General features: G+C 43.4%; 17 protein-coding genes. 11 read left to right on the top strand and 6 right to left on the bottom strand.

What is annotated here, in order from left to right:
* Positions 1-106: 106 nt before the first annotated feature.
* On the bottom strand, positions 107-2,560 hold the full coding sequence (locus BLV86_RS09165; protein WP_090816432.1) for an ATP-binding protein: 2,454 nt from the start codon (positions 2,558-2,560) through the stop codon (positions 107-109).
* Positions 2,561-2,858: 298 nt separating this feature from the next.
* Between BLV86_RS09165 and BLV86_RS09160 the strand changes: the two genes are divergently transcribed.
* A complete protein-coding gene (locus tag BLV86_RS09160) occupies positions 2,859-3,557 on the top strand; it encodes a response regulator transcription factor (protein ID WP_031549393.1) in 699 nt (232 codons plus the stop codon).
* Positions 3,558-3,844: 287 nt separating this feature from the next.
* Here the strand turns inward: BLV86_RS09160 and BLV86_RS09155 are convergent, their stop codons facing one another.
* Complete coding sequence (locus tag BLV86_RS09155; protein WP_090816430.1) at positions 3,845-4,774, bottom strand: LysR family transcriptional regulator; 930 nt, start codon at positions 4,772-4,774, stop codon at positions 3,845-3,847.
* A gap of 151 nt (positions 4,775-4,925) precedes the next feature.
* Between BLV86_RS09155 and BLV86_RS09150 the strand changes: the two genes are divergently transcribed.
* On the top strand, positions 4,926-5,513 hold the full coding sequence (locus tag BLV86_RS09150) for a nitroreductase family protein (RefSeq protein ID WP_175456490.1): 588 nt from the start codon (positions 4,926-4,928) through the stop codon (positions 5,511-5,513).
* 169 nt (positions 5,514-5,682) lie between these two features.
* Here BLV86_RS09150 and BLV86_RS09145 read toward each other — a convergent pair whose 3' ends face one another.
* From BLV86_RS09145 to BLV86_RS09135, 3 genes are all read right to left on the bottom strand, one after another.
* Positions 5,683-6,543: a YitT family protein gene (locus BLV86_RS09145; RefSeq protein WP_090816426.1), complete on the bottom strand. Its 861-nt coding sequence runs from the start codon at positions 6,541-6,543 to the stop codon at positions 5,683-5,685.
* 129 nt (positions 6,544-6,672) lie between these two features.
* Positions 6,673-7,941 (bottom strand): M14 family zinc carboxypeptidase, encoded by a 1,269-nt coding sequence (locus BLV86_RS09140; protein WP_175456489.1) that lies wholly within the window; start codon positions 7,939-7,941, stop codon positions 6,673-6,675.
* A gap of 280 nt (positions 7,942-8,221) precedes the next feature.
* Positions 8,222-9,310: an HD domain-containing phosphohydrolase gene (locus BLV86_RS09135; RefSeq protein ID WP_242873275.1), complete on the bottom strand. Its 1,089-nt coding sequence runs from the start codon at positions 9,308-9,310 to the stop codon at positions 8,222-8,224.
* Positions 9,311-9,688: 378 nt separating this feature from the next.
* Here BLV86_RS09135 and BLV86_RS09130 point away from each other — a divergent pair, with 378 nt between their 5' ends.
* Together BLV86_RS09130 and BLV86_RS09125 are read left to right on the top strand one after the other, a co-directional pair.
* Positions 9,689-10,342, top strand: coding sequence for a methyl-accepting chemotaxis protein (locus tag BLV86_RS09130; protein ID WP_090816422.1), 654 nt, complete (start codon positions 9,689-9,691; stop codon positions 10,340-10,342).
* Positions 10,343-10,348: 6 nt separating this feature from the next.
* Positions 10,349-11,383: a hypothetical protein gene (locus tag BLV86_RS09125; RefSeq protein WP_139297903.1), complete on the top strand. Its 1,035-nt coding sequence runs from the start codon at positions 10,349-10,351 to the stop codon at positions 11,381-11,383.
* Between the two features lie 285 nt (positions 11,384-11,668).
* On the opposite strand, the gene BLV86_RS09120 is transcribed toward BLV86_RS09125, so the two are convergent.
* A complete protein-coding gene (locus tag BLV86_RS09120) occupies positions 11,669-14,401 on the bottom strand; it encodes a methyl-accepting chemotaxis protein (protein WP_090816447.1) in 2,733 nt (910 codons plus the stop codon).
* 361 nt (positions 14,402-14,762) lie between these two features.
* Between BLV86_RS09120 and flgB the strand changes: the two genes are divergently transcribed.
* From flgB to BLV86_RS09085, 7 genes are all read left to right on the top strand, one after another.
* Positions 14,763-15,152, top strand: coding sequence for a flagellar basal body rod protein FlgB (gene flgB, locus BLV86_RS09115; protein ID WP_031549374.1), 390 nt, complete (start codon positions 14,763-14,765; stop codon positions 15,150-15,152).
* 170 nt (positions 15,153-15,322) lie between these two features.
* Positions 15,323-17,455 (top strand): chemotaxis protein CheA, encoded by a 2,133-nt coding sequence (locus tag BLV86_RS09110; protein WP_031549372.1) that lies wholly within the window; start codon positions 15,323-15,325, stop codon positions 17,453-17,455.
* A 14-nt stretch (positions 17,456-17,469) separates the two neighbouring features.
* Positions 17,470-17,955, top strand: coding sequence for a chemotaxis protein CheW (locus tag BLV86_RS09105; protein WP_031549370.1), 486 nt, complete (start codon positions 17,470-17,472; stop codon positions 17,953-17,955).
* 63 nt (positions 17,956-18,018) lie between these two features.
* Positions 18,019-18,831 (top strand): CheR family methyltransferase, encoded by an 813-nt coding sequence (locus BLV86_RS09100; protein WP_031549368.1) that lies wholly within the window; start codon positions 18,019-18,021, stop codon positions 18,829-18,831.
* Positions 18,832-18,943: 112 nt separating this feature from the next.
* Positions 18,944-20,026: a protein-glutamate methylesterase/protein-glutamine glutaminase gene (locus BLV86_RS09095; RefSeq protein WP_090816418.1), complete on the top strand. Its 1,083-nt coding sequence runs from the start codon at positions 18,944-18,946 to the stop codon at positions 20,024-20,026.
* A 19-nt stretch (positions 20,027-20,045) separates the two neighbouring features.
* A complete protein-coding gene (locus BLV86_RS09090; protein WP_090816416.1) occupies positions 20,046-21,194 on the top strand; it encodes a C39 family peptidase in 1,149 nt (382 codons plus the stop codon).
* Positions 21,194-22,381 (top strand): CgeB family protein, encoded by a 1,188-nt coding sequence (locus tag BLV86_RS09085; RefSeq protein ID WP_090816414.1) that lies wholly within the window; start codon positions 21,194-21,196, stop codon positions 22,379-22,381. The genes BLV86_RS09090 and BLV86_RS09085 overlap by 1 nt, the downstream gene beginning before the upstream one ends.
* Positions 22,382-22,393: the final 12 nt, after the last annotated feature.

Below are 22,393 nucleotides of genomic sequence, written 5' to 3'. Positions count from 1 at the left end.
ATTCTTTTTCCGAAACGCTGTCGCTTATTGATTTTTACATGAGGTATGTTAATAAATTAACCTTAACTGCATATCGTGTATACATTAATATTCCTTAATCTGAACCTTACAGTTTGTTAAGGTTCTCCATGTTTCCGGAGATACGTTCCGCAAGGCTTATGATCTCCGTCGCTGAAACCGGTTTTTCCATATATCCGTTGATGATTCCGCGCTTTCTGGATTCCACTATCTCCCTGTCTATGGTGTCAGCCATGATTATCTTCAATGCTTCCTTTTCCTCGGTGAACTCCGACATGAAGATTTCGATACCGGAATAGTGCCCCACTGACTCATCTATGAGAATTATATCCGGCTTCATCTCCTTTAAGGATTCCCGCAGAGTTTCCACGGAATCGCACATTACCGCATGGATAAAGTCCTTTTCATTAAGGGTATCTTTAAGGATGGAAAGGATCCTGTGGTTGTCATCCGCCACCAGTATCTGGATTTTTCTGACAATGTTTCCGGCCGTAACATTATCAGCTTTCCCTGAGGCTGTGCCCTCCGTCACATAAGCCTCTTCCACGATGCCATCCACAATTATATCCTTCGCATCATTCGCTCCACTGGTAACATTTAACGTTTTACTCTTTGACTTCAGATCATCTTTGTTAGCTTCAGTCTCCACCACAGGGAAATGCACATAGAATGTAGTTCCTTTTCCCACTTGAGAATCGATATGTATGAAGCCTTTATGGGCATCAACTATCTGCTCTGCCAGAGCAAGGCCGAGACCTGTTCCCTCTCCGGATTTCTTTGTGGTGAAGAAGGGTTCAAATATCTTCTTTTTGACCTTGTCGCTCATTCCCGAGCCATTATCTTTTATTTCAAATACAAGATATCTTTTGAAAAGAGTTCCTTTAGGAAGCTCTTTAAACTTAATATCCGAATGGTCCTTAATGTATGCGGACAGACTGAGGCATCCATCATTTTTATCCCCTATTGCCTGTATGCCGTTAACTGCAATATTCAGAAGCACCTGGTTTATCTGGGTGCTGTTTCCGAGGATGAATTCATCCTTAACGCGGTTCTCTTTTTCCACCGAAACATTTTCGGGACATATGGAATCCGTCATCCGGAAGAATCTGCTAACCAGCTTAAAGGCTTCAATGTTTCTGAATATGGTCTCGGCATTTTTCCTGCTCATGGCAGACATCTGATGAACCACATCCTTTGCTTTTTCCGAGGCCTGAAGTATCTCTTTCGCACTGTCATATTCATCGGAATCCTCGGGCAGGGACATCATGAGAAGCTCGGCATGTCCCATGATGGGGGTAAGGAAATTATTGAACTCGTGAGCAATGCCTCCGGTCATGGTACCCATGATCTGCAGCCTCTGCTGGTGGGCGATGGCATTTTCACTCCTGTGCATCTCCTCCAGCACCTGATTAAGATTTTTCAGATAATTGATCTCCCTAGCTGCTCTTGTGTTCTCCGAAATAAGTTTCAGCATGCCCACGAAAGCAATCAAAAATACCATGAGAATGCCGGTGGCCACCAGCAGGATGCCGCTGAATCCATTAAGAATGGGGCGGTAAAAATCATCATAGTCAACCACGGCGCTGACCACCCAGAAATCATTCCCCACCTTTGCGGGACTGTAGGCGCTTATCTTTCGTACTCTTGGGACACCCTCTTCCATCCACCAGTAGGAATAGTAATCCGCAACTCCCTCTTCCCCTCGGTTCTGATCATCAAGAAGTTTCTCCAGACTTCCGTAATCAAGCCCCGGATACATCTCCATTCGTCCGGAAATGACACTTATACCCCATTGATCCTTTGATGGGTGCATCAGCATGAGATTGTTGGAATTCTTGATGACAATGTATCCGTTTGTACCTATGTGGATGTCCGAAATTACATTTTCGTAGTACTTGTCTTCATCTATTACCAGGCCAATGCTGTAGCCCTCTACAGTATCACTAAGCCTTTTCTTAAATATAAGGGTATTACGGTCTTCTCCTCTTTTTCCCTGCCAGAGAGTGATGCCATCCCCGGCATCGGTCACAAGCTGAAGCTCCGTAATCACAAGTTCTTCGGAAGAAGCTTCACTTCCTGTATAAGCATTATCAGGAGTTTTTTTCCGGGAAAAATCCGTAACTCCGCCTTTGTCGTCAAAATCTTCCTCAAATATGCTCATGGGAACAGCCGACCTCAGGATATTGCCATCCTTGTCCTCGAGGTAGACATTAACTGCAAAATCAAGATTATTTTCCACATACTTTTTTATGATGGTATCTTTATCCGCACCATCTCTTATATCCGAGAAGAACTCAAGCTCCTTTATATAGTTTTCCATATCGGAACTCATGTTGCGGCTTAAGGTTTTAGCCATAAGCAGCAGCTGGTCCTGCTGGTTTTTCATAAGAGTATTTCTGTAGTCACGGAAAATCTTAATCCCGGCTATAAGCAAAAATCCGGTGATAAGGATACCCGTCAAAGCAAGTATCATGTATTTCCAGTTTATCTTTTCATTTTTTCTGATTATGCCTGAATCCGGCTTTTCTCTTTCGTTTATCATATGTCTTTAACCCTTTGGAATTGATCCATAAGAATGTCCTTAACTCGTATCGATATCCCAGGAGATAAGAAAATCAAATTTCCCTTTAAACATAGCTTATATCATTTAAGCCTCTGATAAACATTAATAATTGTTAAGATTTGAATATTGTATTAAGATAGGAGTCGTGTAATATGAATTGACTGCACTATTTAGTTGACCGCTCCGGATTGGATTTTCATGACAGTTTATGCGGCCTTAAAAAATATGAGAAACAGGCTGTGCTTAATTAATCGCACAGATACGATATAGGTGAATAATGTCTGATAAAGTTTTGATAGTTGATGATGATGTAAATATTTGCAAGCTTCTGGAAAAGGTGATGCACAGCAATGAGCTTGAGTCCGAAACCGCAAACTCAGGTGAGGAGGCGCTGCAGAAGATCGCGAAGGAGCATTATGACATAATTCTGATGGATGTCAATCTCGGTGATATGGAAGGATTTGATGTTATAAAGAAGATCAGGGCGGACCATGTATCCACTCCGGTTATCATCATCTCCGGGCGAAATGAGGATTACGATTCGGTCTATGGGCTTTCCATCGGTGCGGATGATTATATTACCAAGCCTTTCCGCCCCATGATTCTGGGGGCCAAGGTTAAGGCTCTCATTCGACGTAACCGGCAGGCTTTATCCGATAGCACCTCTGTGAACAGTAATTCCATAACTGTTGGGGATTTTTCCTATGACACTTCTTCCATGCGTTTTTATAAAGATGGAGAAGAGTTGTTTTTGTCCTCAAAGGAGGCGGCTTTGTTCCTTTTATTCCTGAAGAATCCCCAGCAGGTTTTCAACAAGGACGCAATCTACGAGCATGTCTGGGGTAATGCCATCGCCGTTGATGACAATGCTATCATGGTTTACATCAACAGGCTCCGCAGCAAGGTGGAGAAGGATCCAAAAAAGCCCGCGCACATCGTGACTGTGAGGGGGCTGGGGTATCGGTTTGTACCGTGAGATATATAAATGGTACGAGCCGGAGGACATACATTTAAAGGCGGGTCGCCTCGTTGGAAAAATCAAAAATCGGGCCTCTAAGAACCACTAGGCCCTCGCCAATGTCAGAGTTCTCTTTATGACAACATCTGACTTGGCGAGGGAGCTAAGGAAAAAGGAAACCAAGTGGTTCTAAGAGGCCCGATTTTGATTTTTCTCAACTCGGCTCAACGCCTTTAAATGTATGCCCTCCGGCTCTCACTTTTTCTCTAACGGCAATAAATAGAAGTACACGGACTATGTTCAAATTACTTGACTGCGTTTGTTCTTATGATATCGAGGAAGCGTTGGTCGGCTCGGGAGAGGAAGGCTCCTTTTACTGTTGTGATGCAAAGGCTCCAGTAGGCGGAGTATTTGTCATCGATTGAAAGGTAGGCCGGTGGGTTGTCGTACAGGTTGACGTTTATATAATCCGAAGGGAGAAGTGTGAAGCCGATGCCTTCGGCGGCAAGCTTCTCAAGGGTCATGTAGTTTCTGGATACGAATTTTATCTCCGGATGTATGCCGGCTTTTTTTATGACGGAATCCGTGACATGACGGATTCGCTGTTCTTTATGAAGCGTCAGAAGGGGATGATCCTCCAGAAGCTTTACATCAAGAACAGGATAAGTGTAGCCTTCTCTTGGTACAGCAAGCTTGACCAGGGGATCTTTTTTTGAAATCGCAATGACGAAAGGATGTCTTGCAAGTATTTCGTAATTCAGAGAAGGGTTTGGCTCGGTTCCCTCAACCGGAGCATGCATTATGGAAAAATCCAGGTCTCCGGAAATAAGCTTTTCTTCCTGAAGTTCTGTAGAACCCTCAAAGATATCAAGGTCAATTCCGGGGCACTCCTCTTTAAATTGCGGCATCACCATTGGGAGCATTATCGCCCCAAGATGATTTGTGATACCGAAACTGATATGACCGGTTTTGAGATCATTCATATCACTGATCTCAGCTTCAAAATCATCGTAGATTTTCAGTATCGTGCAGGCCATCTGATAATATTTCTCTCCTGCATAAGTGAGCCTGAGTCCGTCGGAACCTCGGATAAATAGACGCGTTCCTATGGTATCCTCAATTCTTTGAAGAGACTGAGACAGGGAAGGCTGTGCAACAAAAAGTTTCTTTGCAGCCTTGGAAATATTATGGGTGTCGGCAACTGTTTTTACATATAATAGTTCTCTGGTTGTCATAGGAAATACCTTCTAAAAATCAAAGCATCATAGTCATTAACAATATTCTATCATGAATGTCGTAAATTTATTCAATATTTATAACTTCTGAATATTAAATTTGTGTAATCAAGTTTATAATGCTCTTAGGAAAAAACTTATGGAGGTTACTATGTTCAGTGAACTTGTTGCAAAAAACAGAAGCTACAGAGGATATAATGAAGAAAGAAAAATATCGGAAAAAGAACTTTTTGAAATCCTGGATGACGCACGACTTGTTGGTTCTGCGGCAAACAGACAGCCGGTAAAATATTATATTTCCAATGACAAAACAGAGGTTGATGAAATTCTCAAGTTGACAAAGTGGGGAGGAGCCCTTCCGGAACTTCATCTTCCGAAATTCGGAACACATCCCACAGCCTTTGTCATCATGCTGCAGGACACAGACATTCAGCCAAACACTCAGGCTGTGCTCATTGATGTTGGTATAGCTGCCCAGACCCTTCTGCTTTCAGCTACAGAAAAGGGCCTCGGCGGTCTCATGATAAGAAACTTCGGACTTCAGCCTTTGACAGAGCTCCTGAATCTACCGGAAAATCTTGTTCCTATTATGGTGATAGCCCTCGGAGAACCCGCCGAAAAAGTAAAACTTGTTGATATCCCAAAGGACGGAAACATTAACTACTACCGCGATGAAAGCGGCACACACTTTGTTCCAAAGCGCAGACTCGAAGATATAGTAATTGACAAAAACCATTAAAGCAAAGAAAAACCACCGGGAACGATTCTTACAGGTGAGAGTCGTTCCCGGTGGTTTTCTTAATTTGTTAGTTTTACTTGATTGCAATTCTATAATTTTTCCATTTGAGTCACTGTCTTAGGATCTTTTGTTTGACCGCAATTAGATATTTTCTTATACGGATCATAAATCAGTCCTTAGGCCTCATGTAGAAATTACCGGCAAGCTCCGTGGTTCTGAAGGAATTCACAAAAGCGTTCTCGTCAATCTCTTTTGCCTTTAGGATGACTCTCTTTGCGTCATCCGCTCCTATAACCGAATAAACGATATGGAGCTGCTTATGTTCATGGGCTCCCTGGGCCGTCATCAAAGTTGCGCCGTGATGACTGATTTCAAAAATCATTTCTGATATTTCTTCAGGCTTATCCGTGATTATGAATAGTGTCTGTCTCTGATATGCCCGGTAGAAGGTCTGTAAAGTCTGGGTGGAAACGTACTGGAAAACAATGGAGTACAGCGCCTTATCCCATCCGAAAAGGATGCCGGCAGCTGCCAGGATGATAACATTAAACCCAAGGACCAGATTCCAGGTTTCCATGCCCCTCTTCTGGCTTAAATAGATAGCGATAAAATCCGTTCCTCCTGAAGTGGCGTCAACACTGAGACACAGGCTCACAACGATACCATTAATGATACCACCGAAAATCGCAATAAGAAGGGTATCATAGGTTATGACATGCCCCGGCAGCATATCTGTCAGAAAGCCTGTACACAGGATCATGATCAGGGAATAAATAGTGAACTTTTTTCCTATAAATTTGAAGCCTATATACACCGGAATAAAATTCAGTGCGATATTCACAACAGAATACGGAATTTCAAAATGGAAATACAACTGGCAAACTCTCTGAATAAGCACTGTGAGTCCGGTTACTCCTCCCGGATACAGGCCCCCTGTACGTACAAAGGTTTTAATGTTTATCGCCATCAGCATTGATGCTATCAATACAACGATAAGTCTTTTTAGATCCTTCTTGACATCAAATTTCATCTTAATCCCCATTCCACCGCTTTGGGTCAGCGTCATAAATCATGTTGAAAACTATTTCTCACACTAACCTTCATTCCGCCATTTTGAATCAGCAGCACAAATAGTAATGAAAGGCATTCCTAAATTATTTTACCTGTGATTTATCTCGTAAACCAAATCCTTTAAAACCTCAGAATTTCTCTGCCAGATGCCGTCAATGTCTGTGTCCGGCAGCGGGCATGAACCGATTCCCACTTCTATGGTAACTGAAGGAATACCCTTTAAGGCAAGATACTCTTTATATGAGCCGGAGCCTACGCTGTTTTTATTTGTTGAGGCCGCTCCCAGAATATATCCTGTATCCTGCTTCACAAGCTCCGCAATCTGTTTGCTTCTTGCCTCAACTTCCTCGGGAGCTCCGCCGAAAGACCAGTAGACTACGCTTCCCTGCGCATGATAGTTAATAACCTCGTCGAAAGAAGCCTCATTCAACACCTTGATAAGTGCCTGAGTCTCAGCTTCAGACTCCGCTGCCGCTCCTTTATAGTACTCATATGAAGGGTAATATCTTGAATCATCAAGCTCTTTCCAGCCTATGGAGAAGTTTCTGTTAATGTCTACGCCGTTAGCATTGTTCTTCCATCTGCGATAGTACCAGTCTGTGTCTCCTGTATAGTTTTCTCTTTGCTGATCGTGCTGGATCATGGCCTTGAGATTGCCGAGGATCGTCTGGTTCTTCACCTTTGAAGCTCCAAACTGGCTAAGGGCAGCACCATCCGGATTGACCATCGGAATCACATGAATGCAGGTGGTCTGAAGAAGGGAGGCCACGCCCTGACCTTTAAATCCTCCGCCATTTTTTGCCATGGACAAAAGATCATGAATCTGTCGCATTACAAGCTGAGAAGTAATGTACTCTCTTCCATGTGTGGTTCCTGTCAGCAGTATCTGGTTTTCCGCAGAGGGTTCCCCCACAATCAATTCATATATATTTCTGTTGTCAGCACTGACTCCAAGTACAGAAGACTTTACCACACTACCGTACTCCGAAACAAGTCTTGATATATCCGATTCAAAATTCTCATAGGTATAAGTTGTGACAGCATCACAGTAGTAGCCATTAACAGGGGTTCCGTATATGTTTGTGTTAAAAGGGCTGAGTACAGATGCCGTTGAACCCGGGGCAGATGATGCAGGTGTAGTCGTGAATGCTGCCGTTGAAGATGAACTTCCGGAAGATTCACCTGAAGCTGATGATGCCCCCGGCACACCCGGTCCCGAAGTATCAAGCCCGATATTCAATGCTTCCGCTCCTCTTGCAGGACCTGTTTCGGCAACGGCAACAGCTCCTGTTCCTGACACTGTCAGAGACATAGCTATAAGTATAGATGTTAATACCTTACTGATATTTCCTTTCATTATGATCTCCATTCCGCCGCTTTCAGCCGGCTGTACAAATAGTGATGTGAAGTATTTTCATATCCTCTTATGTATTTACTGTAAATTTTATTCCTTTATTTCCCAAATTTTACCACAAAAAAACTCCCACATTCGAAACTGCAGGAGTTTGTAAGAAAATATCAATTCTATTGTCAAAACCGGTATGTCCGGAAAGGCACACTTTCTATCACAACCTGATAAGATTACAGGATCGGTATGTCGTCATATCAAACTATCACAGATATAGGCCGGTACAATCCTATACGATTACAATTCCGGCACATTTCAAAGACTTAAGGTCATAGACATTACCACTCTCAACCCCGACCACTACCGGTCTCAGAAGGAATTGCGGATTTCGCTGTACAACCCTTGCGGTTTCACCGTTACTGAGCTGAACGTTGGAATCCACCGGATAAAGGATCATCATCTGCATGAAGCTGTTCAATGCATCCATATCCAGTTCGTTTGTCATGGCCATGAGCATCTCTACCGCCTCTCTGGGAGACTTTCCTTTTTTATAGGGTCTCTCAGTCACAAGGGCATCAAAGATATCGGCCACTGTCAGAAGCTTGGCATATTCATGTATATGATCGGCTGTTGCCCCGTATGGATAGCCGCTTCCATCGATCTTCTCGTGGTGCTGGAGCATGGCGATCTTAACATCCATGGGAATCTCATCATTTTCAGCCACCAGCTGATAGCTGTAGGTGCTGTGCTTTTTCATGACTTCAAATTCTTCAGAGGTAAGCTTTGCGGGCTTGTTCAGAATTTCCGGAGGCACCAGAGTCTTTCCTATATCATGCAAAAGTCCTGCCATGCCTATCTGAAAAATCTCTGTTTTACTCTTTCCCTGTTCTTTGGCTAAAACCATACTTATGGATGCCACATCCACACTGTGCTTAAAGGTATACTCGTCACTGCATTTTAGGGCGTTAATATTGAGGGCCACAGCATTATTCTTTTCTATGGCACTCATAAGATCATTGGTGATACTTGTTGCAGCCGCAGCAGTTTCTTTGGGATCAGGATTCTGGTATATAAGTTCAATTCCCTTGGAAATACGTTTCCTGACTGAAGATTCAAGTACCACTGTCGGAGGATCGGATTTTCTCAGTTCTTTCACCATATACTCGGCAGCCGTTGATAATTTATTCGGACTCTTATTGGCCTGCCCTGATTTTATGGTGACATACTGAACCCCGCTCTTCTTGAGCTCATCAATTGCATATGGAGTAACAACTGTTCCGGGCTCAATGAGAATACGTCCCAGTCTGTCCTCTATGGACTTACCTATAACCATCCCGGACTTAAGTTTATCAATGGAAATTTCTAAATTGCTTGTCATGTCTTCCTCAATTGCGGAAAATGTCTGAAAAAAAAACTACCGTTACACTATTAAATATTCCAATAATACTATATTTTATCATAATTCCAACCTTTTGAATATTGTAAAACCCCGGAATAGAAAAACTTATCCGAAAAAAAATAACAGTTCAGCCGGTGGACCATGTGGACGGGGTTAATGGTTCATTTTATAATAAAATGAGCCACTAACCCCGTCCCCATGGTCCACCCATATTCCAAAACTTAAATGCATCTGATTTCCTGTGGATAAAACCTCAAAATATATTGAAATTCCTCGCATATTGCCTTATTAAATAAAACCAAATCGTCGACTAATCATATAGCAAAGATTTTGATAATCAATCAAGGAGACGTGAACATGAAAATAAATGATTTTTGCAACATGCAGGAGCTTTCATCCATAACACGAAACTGGTCCAAACTTACAGGCCTTAAAGTAGATATCACCGATACCGACGGAAATGTTATCGCAACTTCCATGGATTCTTCACAGGATGCTCCGGATCCTGGACTTTCAGAGAGCGAAACTGAAAATCCCGATTCAACCTATGCACGTACCGCATCTGTTGAGCTTAAGATCCGTGACGAAGTTGTGGGTACAGTAACCGTAACAGACCCGGATGAGACAAAAGCTGATTTTTCTGTGGTTGTACCTTTGATCGACAGCCTTTTAAACAGCTATGTTTCAAACCAGTATTACGTTTATGCCAATGATAAGGTTCTGTCACGTCTTTCCGATGGCATCAAAGAAACTAACGGTCTGGTTAAGAAAGTTATTTCCAGTACCAATACCCTTAAGGGCATCCAGAAACGCCAGAAGATAGTTGCCATCAATGCAAGTATCGAAGCAGCCCGGGTAGGACAGGCAGGTCGTGGTTTCGCCGTTGTAGCTGAGGAAGTAAAAAAGCTCTCTGATGCAAGTTCTGAAGCAAATGACAAGATCGAACGCGTTGTTACTCAGATAAAAGACGTTGTTTCTACTCTTTCTCTTGATAAAGATGATAAAGCATAAAAAAACATGAAGAAAAAACTTCTAACGTCGCTATTGCTTCTCAGCATAGCGACGACTATTGTCTCATATCCTATATATAGTTACGGAGCTGAAGAGTCAACCGAAGAAGCTGCTGTCTCCGAAGAGGGCGCAGAGGGAGAAGAGGTTACTGAAGAAGTAGAAACCGATGAAAATGGTGACCCAATAGAGACCACCACAGAGCCTGAAACAACGGCACCTGATCTAAGTTACTTTGCTATAGTAACTAACCCTGAGGGCGCAAAATTCTATCAGGAACCATCAGTTGACAGTGCTTACAGCATTAACATCCCTATCCCCCAGAATACAGTTCTTCACATCATTGAGAATGCAAGAGATCCTGACGGGGTACTATGGGGTTATACCGTCTATGCAGATCTTAAGGAGGGCTATGTAAAACTCGAGGACCTCTCTCATATACAGGCAAAAACTGCAGCAGAAATGGTCCGGGATAAATTTAACGGCAACTGGGGAGAAGGCTTCGTAAAGGTCGACGGTAAAGGTTCACCTGTAACCTTCAATGCCATTACACCGGAAGAACTTAAAGAGGCCGAAGAAAGCAATGCAAACGATTCCGGAGGCAATAAATATAATGAAGATACCGGTGAGGTTTCCGCTGTTGTAGGTGAAACAAACGAAGACGGCAGTCCCGTTATAGACGTCACCATGAACACCGACGAGGCCGGAAACATCATTATAGATGAATCCGAATCGGAAAGCACCGAAGAAGCAACAGAAGAGAAGAAATCAGGAGGCTTCAACATACTATCTTTCTTTATAGGTTTCTTCACAGTCATATTCCTTGAAGGTCTCACAGCAGGAATCCTTATCCTACTCAAAACCCTCAAGAAAAAGAAGAAAGCAAAAGCCGAAGCCGCTGCCGCTGCCGGCGAAGCCCCCGCAGCCGAAGGCGAAGGAGACGGGAAGAAGAAAAAGAAAGGCCTCAAACTCCCGAAAATCAAACTTCCAAAAATCAAACTCCCCTTCGGAAAGAAAAAGAAAAAAGCTGAAGCCGAAGAATAATAGTTCAAAGACTGTCCAACCATTTCCGGTTGGACGGTCTTTTTTACTTCCCCCTTGCCATAACCTTCCCCCATTTTAGGATGTCCCCCATGTATCATGTTCGTACCGCTTTTAATAACGTAAAGAAAATGCAGGAGATGAAAGACATGATTTTCTGTACCATTTCACAATGATACAAAAAGGACAGCCGCCACGCTTTAGGGGAACGTTCTGGCGACTGCCCTTACATTGGGGATGTTTATATAAAGTAGAGTCCTACTTCATACACTTTGTTTTTGTCCCAAATCAATACTTGTCTGCCCCATTAGGTGAAGCATAAGACTTAAATGATACTGACGCAGGATCAACATTGGTGAGATCCATTCCATCAAACTCGGAAGGGATGAATCCATCACTTTGACTTGGCGGAATATATGGAATCTCCTTCTTTGGCTTAGGAGCCGGTGCCTTAGGTTTTGGCGCATCCGGTTTCTTTGCAGGTGCTGCTGAAGGTTTAGGCTCTGCCTTTTTAACAGGCGCAGCTGCAGGTTTCGCAGTTACCGGTGCGGTCTCAGTCTTCTTAGGCTCCTCCGTCTTTACAGGGGCCGGAGTCGGAGACTTCACAGGAGCAGATGCTGCAGGTTTGGGCTCTGCCTTCTTAACAGTTGCGGTCGCAGCCGCTGCTGCAGGTTTGGGAGCAGATGCTGTCGGTTTCGGAGCAGCTGCCGGCTTAGGTTTAGCCTGTGCCGTTGTCTGTGGCTTAACTACAGGCTTACTCTCAGCCTTCTTCGGAGTTGCTTTAGCTGCTGTACTGCCCGTGTTATCATCCGTCATTACAGGAGGTATATAGTCTGTTTTCCTGTTGTTACTTCTATAGCTTGATGAACCACCCTTCAGACTGAATCTGCCAACCAGTCCGTTCATAACATTTGCCTGACCGGAAAGCTCTTCTGCCGCTGCTGCCGACTGCTCAGCCGTAGCAGAGTTGGTCTGAACTACCGAAGCTATCTGATCGATGCCCTCAGTGATCTGGGCAACGCCCTTTGCCTGCTCATCGGAAGCATTGGAAATCTCATCAACAAGATTTGTGATAAGAATTGATTTCTCAGTAACAGTTCCGATTGCAGAAACCGTTTCTTCAGAAATCTGTCCGCCTCGCTGTACAGCTTCAATTGTCTGTTCAATAAGTGTAGCTGTATTCTGTGCTGCTTCCTGTGATTTCTTTGCAAGATTTCCTACTTCATCTGCAACCACAGCGAAACCTTTTCCTGCGGCACCCGCTCTTGCGGCCTCAATTGCTGCATTAAGAGAAAGGATATTGGTCTGGAAAGCGATGTCATCGATTGTCTTGATGATCTTACTGATTTCATTTGACTTATCAATGATATCGTCCATGGCCGATGACATTTCTGTCATCTTATCGTTTGAAAGCTTCATAGCCTCTCCGGCAGCGGCACCAAGCTCGGAAGCCTCCTTTGCCTTTGATGCTGTAACCTTAACTTTGTTTGAAATCTCATTCATGGTTGCGGAAAGCTCCTGAACAGATGATGCCTGCTCAGTGGAACCCTGTGCCAATGCCTGAGCACCGTCAGAAACCTGCTCTGCTCCGCTTGATACCTGATCTGAAGACTCTCTGATATCAAGTAAAGTCTGATTAAGGTTTTCAGTTATGGACTGCATGGAGCCAAGAAGCGGTGCATATGCTCCAACATAATTATTATCAGCATCTATAAGATCTACCTGGAAATTACCGCTGCTTATCTCTCCCAGTTTCTTTGAAAGATCTGTAATGATATTCTGTATTCTGTTAATGATTCCCCGGAGGCCATTGAAAGCAACTCCGATTTCATCGTTTTTGTCATATTTAAGATCGATATCAAAATTACCCTGAGATACTTCCGCTGCTGCAGATGAAATCTTTGAAAGAGGTGCCAGATTCTTCTTGACCATGGAATAAACAAGGCCCAAAAGGATCAAAACTATGATTATAGTTGCAACAATGATAGTATTTCTGATTCCGTTAGCCGCAGCATTAAACTCTCTTGTAGGAACCGCTGTCTGCACCCACCAGGTCCTCTTTCCCATGTTGAGAGGTGCATAAAAACGATTAACCTTCCCTGAGGAAGATGAAGTCACAACTTCGAAAGTGGTTTTATTTTCAAAATTTGCCTTGATCTTGTTGTAGGCATCTTCAGACACAGTATCCTTAAAATTCTTTCCGATAACATCTGTATGTGAAGAATAGAGAATATTCTCGTTTTCATTAATTATGTTGCTGTAAAGTGAAGGGAATGAATCATTATCAACATCCACAACACTGAATATGTCTGAATAGATATCAATGATAACAGCACCCACAATAGTATCCGTACTATCCTTTATAGGATAAAAGCCGGTGATCATATTGGTGCCGTCTTCTACGTAAGCATCTGAGAATCCGTTATGTCCTTCCGAGAAAGCTCTTGTATAATAATCTTCTTCCGAATACTCATCATATTCCAGGTTTTCTACAAGATTCTGCTCTGCATCATCCTTATTAACATATGGTGCATACTGCGGAATATCCTTGGAAAATGCTCCCGGCTCAAGCAGGAAACCTACTCCATATACCTGGTCGTTGTCCCTGACTGCTTCAAACAGCTCATGAACTATGATGGTTTCAGCTTCAAAACGGCTTGGTGAAATGGGAGTTCCCGTAACACGGCTTATAAGATTAAGTCCTTTTCCGCTGGCTGTTTCAATACCGGATTTAACCTCTGAAGTCCAGCCTGTAGTGAAGGTTCCGTTAATGTCATCTTCCTTTTGGTTAATGATATCAATTGCGCTCTTCAGGCTATGATAGATTTCATTGGTTCTTACCAATATGGCGTCTACCTTATCGGCACTTGATACGGAATGCTCTATAAGGGAATCCGATGCAAATTTATCAATAGTCTTATTGGAAATAACAGTTACAAAAATCGTAAGTACCACAAGACATACAAAAATAGCCACACCTACAACCAAAGACAATCTCTGGCTGAGCTGTAAATCCTTCATCCCTGCATTTCCAGATCTTTTATTAAATTTCATATCTACTACGCCTCACTCCATGTTAAAACTGCGTACCTGTTACATAACCTTGTTATCGGCTGTTTGGCCGATCATTATAAGGATTTATAAGCGATTTATTTATTTTTCAAAGAGTTTGGAAAATTTCTTCCTTAATATAGTCAAAGAAATATGCGCAAACTTGGAAAAAATAACATTATTTCCCTTATAAATGCTCATTTCTTCGTCGAAAGACTATTAAGGATGTCTGATGATAGCCATCAGAGCATTTTGGACAAATAACCGATCGATCAATTATTCAGAAGGATCTGAATCCAATCGAACGAAGGATCGTCGATAAGGAGTCATTATGCTTAATCTATATGGAAACGGAATCAATCTGACGGAACGCACGCTGGATTTTCTGTGGGGCAGACAGAACATCACCCTGAACAATATCGCGAACGTTGATACTCCGGGATATAAATCCAAGTTTGTTACTTTCGAGAATGTTATGGGAAGAAAAATCAGAGCTGCCCAGTTTCAGTCGGCAACAGCAAAAGAAGTCGAGAGGGCCATCGACAGTTCAAGAGCTACTGTTCATACAACAACAAATGAGTCCACAAGGCTTGACGGCAACAACGTAGATATGGACCAGGAACAGGTAGAACTTGTAAGGACAACTTATGAGTATCAGCTTATGGTCCAGTCTCTGAATAACGACTTCAGCCGTTTAAAGGAATCAGTGGCCACATTCTGATGCAGTTTACCGGAGGGTCCGCATTACACAGAAAATAAAAATAACCGTAATTTTAGAAAAATATTTTTGTATTATCATTTTTTCGTAAGATTACTCTTATTTTTTAAAAATGTTTTGACGAAATAGCTACTAGTGTTGAAATTGTTTAATTAAAGGTGGTACAGAATCATATGAATGCAGAAATGGAAGGAATGCTTGATACTTATCTCTTTGAGACTAATGGTCTTCTTGACCGTCTGGACGAGATCCTAATGGAAGCCGAGAAAGTTGGCGAATTCTCCACAGACAATGTAAACGAGATTTTCCGTATCATGCACACGATCAAGGGTTCAAGTGCGATGATGGAGTTAACTCCTATCTCCGTAATCGCCCATCGTATCGAAGACCTTTTCTTCTTCATCCGAGATAAGGGCATTGAGTTCCTTAATGAAGATCAGAAAAAGGGCCTCTTTGATCTGATGTTCAAATCAGAAGATTATCTCCGTGGTGAGGTCGGTAAGGTTGAAGCTGGTGAGGAAGTCGATCCGGATATAACCGAATTCCAGTCTGCTATCGAGGCCTACCTTCAGAAACTGAAGGACGGAGAAGCCGGTGCCGAAGGTGCTGCTGCCGCTTCAGGCGGTGATACAGCGGCTCCTGCAGCTGCAGGATCATCCAATCTTCCGGACGATCCAAGTGCACAGGTATTTATCCATATATTCCTTGAAGACGGAATCGGAATGGAGAATCTCCGTGCATTTATGATAGTAAATGCATTGAAGGAAAACGGAATTGATTTCCGTTTCTATCCTGCAGATATGGATCAGAATCCTGACAGTGCAAAGGTTATAATAGAGGACGGCTTCTATCTCGCGTTTGATTCATTGGATACAGCAAATATGGCAGAGGAAGGTCTGAAGACTCAGGCCTATATCAAGAGCACTGAGACTCTTGATGCTCCTAAGCCGGAGGACAAACCGGAGCCTGCTCCCGCAGCGGCGCCCGAACCTGCACCGGCTCCCGCAGCAGAAGCTCCTGCAGCAGCAGCGGCTCCTAAGCCTGCAGCTCCTGCTCCTGCTCCTGCAGCCGATAAGAAGCCTGCAGCAAAGAGCAACGCACCTGTTAAGTCCAGTCTTATCAGCGTTAACCTCCAGAAGCTGGATGCACTTAACGACCTTGTGGGTGAGATCGTTATCACAGAATCAATGGTAACCTCATCTCCTGTTCTCAATCAGCTTCCTCAGGAAGAAATGGACAGCTTCCTGAAGTCTGCAAGACAGCTTCGTAAGTTAACAGACGATCTTCAGGACATCTCAATGTCTCTCCGAATGGTATCCATCTCCGGTGTTTTCCAGAAGATGAGCCGTATCGTAAGAGATATGAAGACCAAGCTCAATAAGGATGTACGTCTTACTGTTATCGGTGAAGATACAGAAGTTGACAAGACCATCGTTGATGCAATCCAGGATCCTATCATGCACATCGTGCGTAACTCCATGGATCATGGTATAGAAGAAACCGCTCAGGAGCGTATAGCTGCAGGAAAGGATCCTCAGGGTGAGCTTATCCTTTCAGCAACACACACTTCCAGCGAGGTCGTTATAGAAGTTAAGGATGACGGTTATGGTATGGATCCCGACAAGCTTCTTCAGAAGGGTGAAGAGCGCGGTATCCTTACAAAGCCGAAGGATCAGTACTCCAAGAAGGAAGCTCTCGGTCTCATCATGCTGCCGGGCTTCTCAACCAACAAGCAGGTTACCGAATATTCAGGCCGAGGCGTTGGTATGGACGTAGTTAAGAAGAATCTTGAGTCCGTAGGTGGTACACTGAGCATTGACTCAGACCTTGGCAAGGGAACCACCATGACCATGAAGATTCCTCTCACACTTTCAATTGTTGATGGTATGAAGGTTGCTGTAGGTGATACTACATTTACCATCCCTATCGCCAACATCAGATCTTCCTTCAAGATCGATAATGTTGAGGTCATACGTGATGAAAACGGAAATGAAATGATTGACCGTGACGGAGAGTTTTATCCTATCGTTAAGCTCAATGAATTCTATAATATCCGCGGAAAGCATGACGACGATATGACCGAAGGTATCATGGTATGGGTTGAGTATGGAGACAAGAGCTGCTGCCTGTATGCAGATGAGCTTATAGGTGAACAGCAGGTAGTTGTTAAGCCGCTTCCTCAGTTTGTTTCGATCTTTGATCTGAAGTCACGAGGCATCAGCGGATGTACGATTCTCGGTGATGGCACCATCAGTATCATTCTTGACGTACTTGGCGTATACAATGCAGCCATCGAAAATGCCTGAGAGGAGGAGTATACATGGCAGAAGAAATTAATACACAGGCAACCACTTCCGAAGATGCTATCAAAGAGGAGCCTAAGAATTTACAACGTTGCCTAACTTTTGAATCAGGCGACTTGATCATGTATATGAGCACGGATTATGTTACCGAGATCATCACAGACCAGTACATAACCACTCTCCCGCTTGTTCCTGACTATGTAAAGGGAATCATCAATCTGAGAGGTTCCGTACTTGCAGTTGTAGACATTCGTCTTCTTATGGGACTTGGCGCTACAGAATATACAAGTAAGACATGTATCATTATTTTAAATATTGAAAATGTACCTATCGGAATTGTTGTTGACAATGTGCGTCAGGTAGTTGATATCGACCTTGACACCGTTAAGCCTATTCCTATGAAGCGTCAGAAGAAGCTTCTTAACGGAATGCTCAATATGGATGACGGCACCGTCGCAATGTCATTTGACTGCGATGCACTTATCAATGCTAATGTCTTATAGTAACAATCGGCAGCTATCCGGGCAAAACCGGATAGCTTTTTGCCATATAAAGGGGAACCCATAATGGTCACATTAACAGATGAAGATTTTAACCGTTTATATAAATACATACAAACAAACTACGGCATAGATCTCAGTAAGAAAAAGCAGCTCATAGTGAGCCGTCTTTCCAACTCTCTCACCGCTGACGGTTATGAAAGCTTCCATGATTTCGTGGAACTTATATTAAGCGGCAGGGATCAGGAATCAACTGTTTCCATGCTTAACAAGCTAACCACAAACTACACTTATTTTTTGCGTGAAAAGGAGCATTTTGATTTTCTGTGGAATACCATTCTGCCTGAGATGAAGAAAAAGCATGCAATGGACAAGGCTGTGTATATATGGAGCGCCGGCTGTTCCTCCGGGGAAGAACCTTATACTATCATGATGTATCTTCTGGAGTTCTTTGGTCCGGAAGCTTCGAAATGGGATCTCCGCATCCTGGCCAGTGACATTTCCCAGAATATACTTAACTCAGCCATGAATCCGACTTATGGCGAGGACAGTTTATCAAAGCTCCCTCCCGCATGGCAGAAAAAGTATTTTGTAAAACAACCGGACGGGAACTACACAATCGCTCCTGTCATAAAGAATAATGTTGTCTTCAGGACCTTTAACCTGATGAATCCCATAAAATGGAAACACCATTTTGATCTCATTTTCTGTCGTAACGTTATGATCTATTTCGACCAGCCTACTAAAGATGCTCTGGTCAAGCGTTTTTACGATTATACTGATCCTAACGGTTACCTTTTTATAGGCCATTCAGAGGGTCTCAATAAGGCGAATTGCCCTTATAAATATTTAATGCCGGCGATTTACCAAAAGGTTTAACTAAAGAAATTTTTTTGTGATATACTTAAGTTAAATTAATGTTTTACATGAGCTGAAACTATCATCAACCCATGCACATCATTAACATATCAACATAAAGGGGTTGTATCTTATGGCTTTAAAGGAAAAGATAAAGGTATTTGTTGTAGATGATTCCGCTCTATATCGTAATTTCCTCATGAACAACATAGCTGTGGACGATCGTTTCGCCATTGTTGGTCATGCGGTTGATGCTTTTGATGCAGCAAAGAAGATACCGGAAGCCAAACCCGACGTTGTTACGCTGGATATAGAGATGCCCGGGATGTCCGGAATAGATTTTCTGAAAGAACTTCTTCCTAAGTATCCGGTACCCGTAATACTTGTTTCGACCCTTAATATCCGTGTATTCGACGCCCTTGCTGCAGGTGCGGTTGATTATGTGCATAAACCGGATTTCAATGACCAGAATGCTTCAATATCTTTTGTGGACAGACTGAGAAGCAAGCTATACATCGCATCCTTCTCGAAAGTACGTATGCCTCAGCAGGCTCAGCCGGATTCCGGAAAGCCAATGACGGTTTCACAAAGTACTCTTCTGAAGGAAACTTCAGGCAATCTCAAGGTACCGACAGGTTCCGCACAGAAGATTGTTGCCATAGGTGCTTCTACAGGTGGTACCGAGGCGATACTCAGTGTTGTACGTAACTTTCCTGCCGATATGCCGGGTGTAGTCATTACCCAGCATATGCCTGCAGGGTTTACCACAATGTACGCTGAACGTTTGAACCGTATCTGCAAGATGGAGGTTCTGGAAGCCAAGAACGGCGATCAGGTTAAACAGGGTCGTATGCTTCTGGCTCCCGGCGGCTATCAGATGAGAGTCCAGAAAATGGGCAGCGGTTATACAGTCAGTGTCACAGAAGAAGACAGAGTCAACGGACATGCTCCTTCAGTAGATGTCCTTTTCAATTCTGTAGCCCAGAATGTTCGCGAAAATGCTCTTGGTGTCATACTTACAGGCATGGGTGCCGATGGTGCTGTGGGACTTCTCAGAATGAGAAAGAACGGAGCTTTCACCATAGGACAGGATAAGGAATCCTGCGTAGTTTACGGTATGCCTATGGAAGCTTATAAAATTGGCGCTGTATGTCAGCAGGCATCACTTTTGAACATTCCTTCACTTATTTATAAACAGCTTGGTATAACCAAGTGAGAAACTTAAGCAGGGAGAAATGAGCACACAGACCGCTAACAATAGCACAAAGTCATGGGACGGTCTGAATTATGACCGTAAGGAGACATATGTGGCCGGCAGCGCGGCTGCCGGTGGTTTAGGTGCGCATAAAACCCTCTTAGAGCGTTTTAAGGACTTCCGCAGATCCTCCCGGGACTATATAGATGCCCGGAAGGCGGAAAACCAAAACCTGAAGGCAAATCTCACAGAGGAGGAGATCTTTCTTGGGCATGCACTGCGGGCGGGGATAGCATTATCCGCCCTGACTTTGTCCATGAGCGCTGCATATCTGGTTCATCCCTATACTGCGCAGGATGTTATGGATGTAGGAAAATCCTCGGTTCATTCTGTCGATAAGACCGTTCATATGCCTTTCGATGTCTACAGGGAGTATTCCGAAATGAAGTCTGCCGATGAAGCTGCAAAGAAGGCTCTTGCTGCGCAGCAAAGGGCAGAAATTGCGGCTCAGGAACAGATCGAGTCCCATCTCTCCGCTTCCGGCGCGGAAGGAAACCCCATGATTTACGCGGCGGATGCCAATGGGAACATAACAGCGATGCTCCTGCCGGAGACTCTTCATTATGTGTATAATGACTATAACTCCGTTCTTGACACGGTCCTGGGTTCAATGCTCTACTTCTGTCAGAGTGACAGCCATTGGAAAGACTACAGGATCGCGGGGGTTGACCGTATGGGCGCTTATGGCTGCGGACCTGTAACCATTTCCATGCTGGTAAACAGCTTTGCGAAAACAGATACTCCCATTACTCCGGTAGAGGTTGCTGACTGGGCAGTTGAGAATAAACTTTATGCCATCCATGGCGGAAGTTATCATAGTCTCATTCCGGAAGCTCTGGAGCATTATGGATTGAACTGTACTTCCGTTACAGACCGGACTCCCGAAAATGTAACAGAGCTTTTAAAGACAGGACATGTTCTGGTGGCTCTTATGGGGAAGGGGTCTCTTACCGATGTCGGGCACTTTGTGGTCATCACTCAGCTGACTCCCGAGGGAGATGTCATGATCGCAGACCCTGCCAAGTTTGCCAACTGTCAGAAAGCATGGCCTCTGGACCTTATTCTGAAAGAGTTGAAGGCAGCTTATGACGGCGGCGGACCGCTGTGGGCAGTATCGACGGGGGACTGATGAAAGTATTCTACATAGACGTTGAAAGTTTTTGTGCCAATGATTTCATTGATTCATTGCTGAAGTACAGACTTCACGGAAAGACAACAGAAATTTTAAAATATGCTTACTCCAATGTAGGAATATGGCATGATCCTGAAAGAGAAAACGATATGCTTCAAAGTATCAAAAAGGAATCTCCGGATTTTGCATTTTCCTTCAACTACTATCCTCTGGTTTCTAAGGTATGTCAGAAAGCAGGACTTAAGTATATTTCATGGGTTTATGATAACCCGCAGGTGGCTCTGTATCACTATACTCTGGTGAACAGCTGTAATGAGGTATTTCTCTTTGATTCAGAAATGTATGAAACCTATGCATCTCAGGGCATAAAAACCGTTCATTACATGCCCCTCGCTGCATCTACAGAGAGACTTGATAAGTTTACTATGAGTGATGCTAAAGCAGCTTCATACAGGTCAAAAAAGGTTTCATTTGTGGGTTCAATGTATACAGAGGAGCATAATTTTTATGAGCGCATGCTTCCAAAGCTGGATCCTTATGTACACGGATACCTTGAAGGACTTATGAGGTCACAGATTCATATACAGGGTTACAATTTTATCGAGAATTGCCTCAGTGATGATATCATCAGCAAAATGTATGATGCTCTCCCCCTTGAACCTCATAAAGACGGTGTTGATACAAAGAACTATCTGTATTCCGACTATGTGATAAACAGAAGGATAACAGGAATTGAAAGAGCTGAACTGCTAACGAAAATAGCCAGAAAATATCCTGTGGATCTCTATACAAAAGATGAATCTTTCTCAGCCCCCGGAATCAACAATCACGGCATAGTAACCTACTATGATTACATGCCCTACGTATTTAAGGGATCAGATATAAACCTGAACATCTCCCTCAGGAGCATAAAAAAAGGCATCCCCTTAAGATGCTTTGACATCATGGGATGCGGAGGCTTCCTTCTCAGTAATTTCCAAGAGGATTTCTTTAGATATTTTGAACCCGATGTGGATTTTGTATTCTATGAATCACAAAGTGATCTTTTAAATAAGGTCGACTTCTATCTCCAGCATGAGGATGAGCGAAAAGCCATAGCTGAAAGAGCTTATGAGAAAATAAAGAAGGATCATAACTTCAATGTCCGGGTTGAACAAATCCTGACGGAAGCCGGAATAACGTAAGATAAAATGGTG

The organism is Oribacterium sp. KHPX15 (assembly GCF_900107835.1).
GTDB lineage: Bacteria > Bacillota > Clostridia > Lachnospirales > Lachnospiraceae > Oribacterium.
This window is presented reverse-complemented; position numbering and strand designations above follow the sequence as displayed.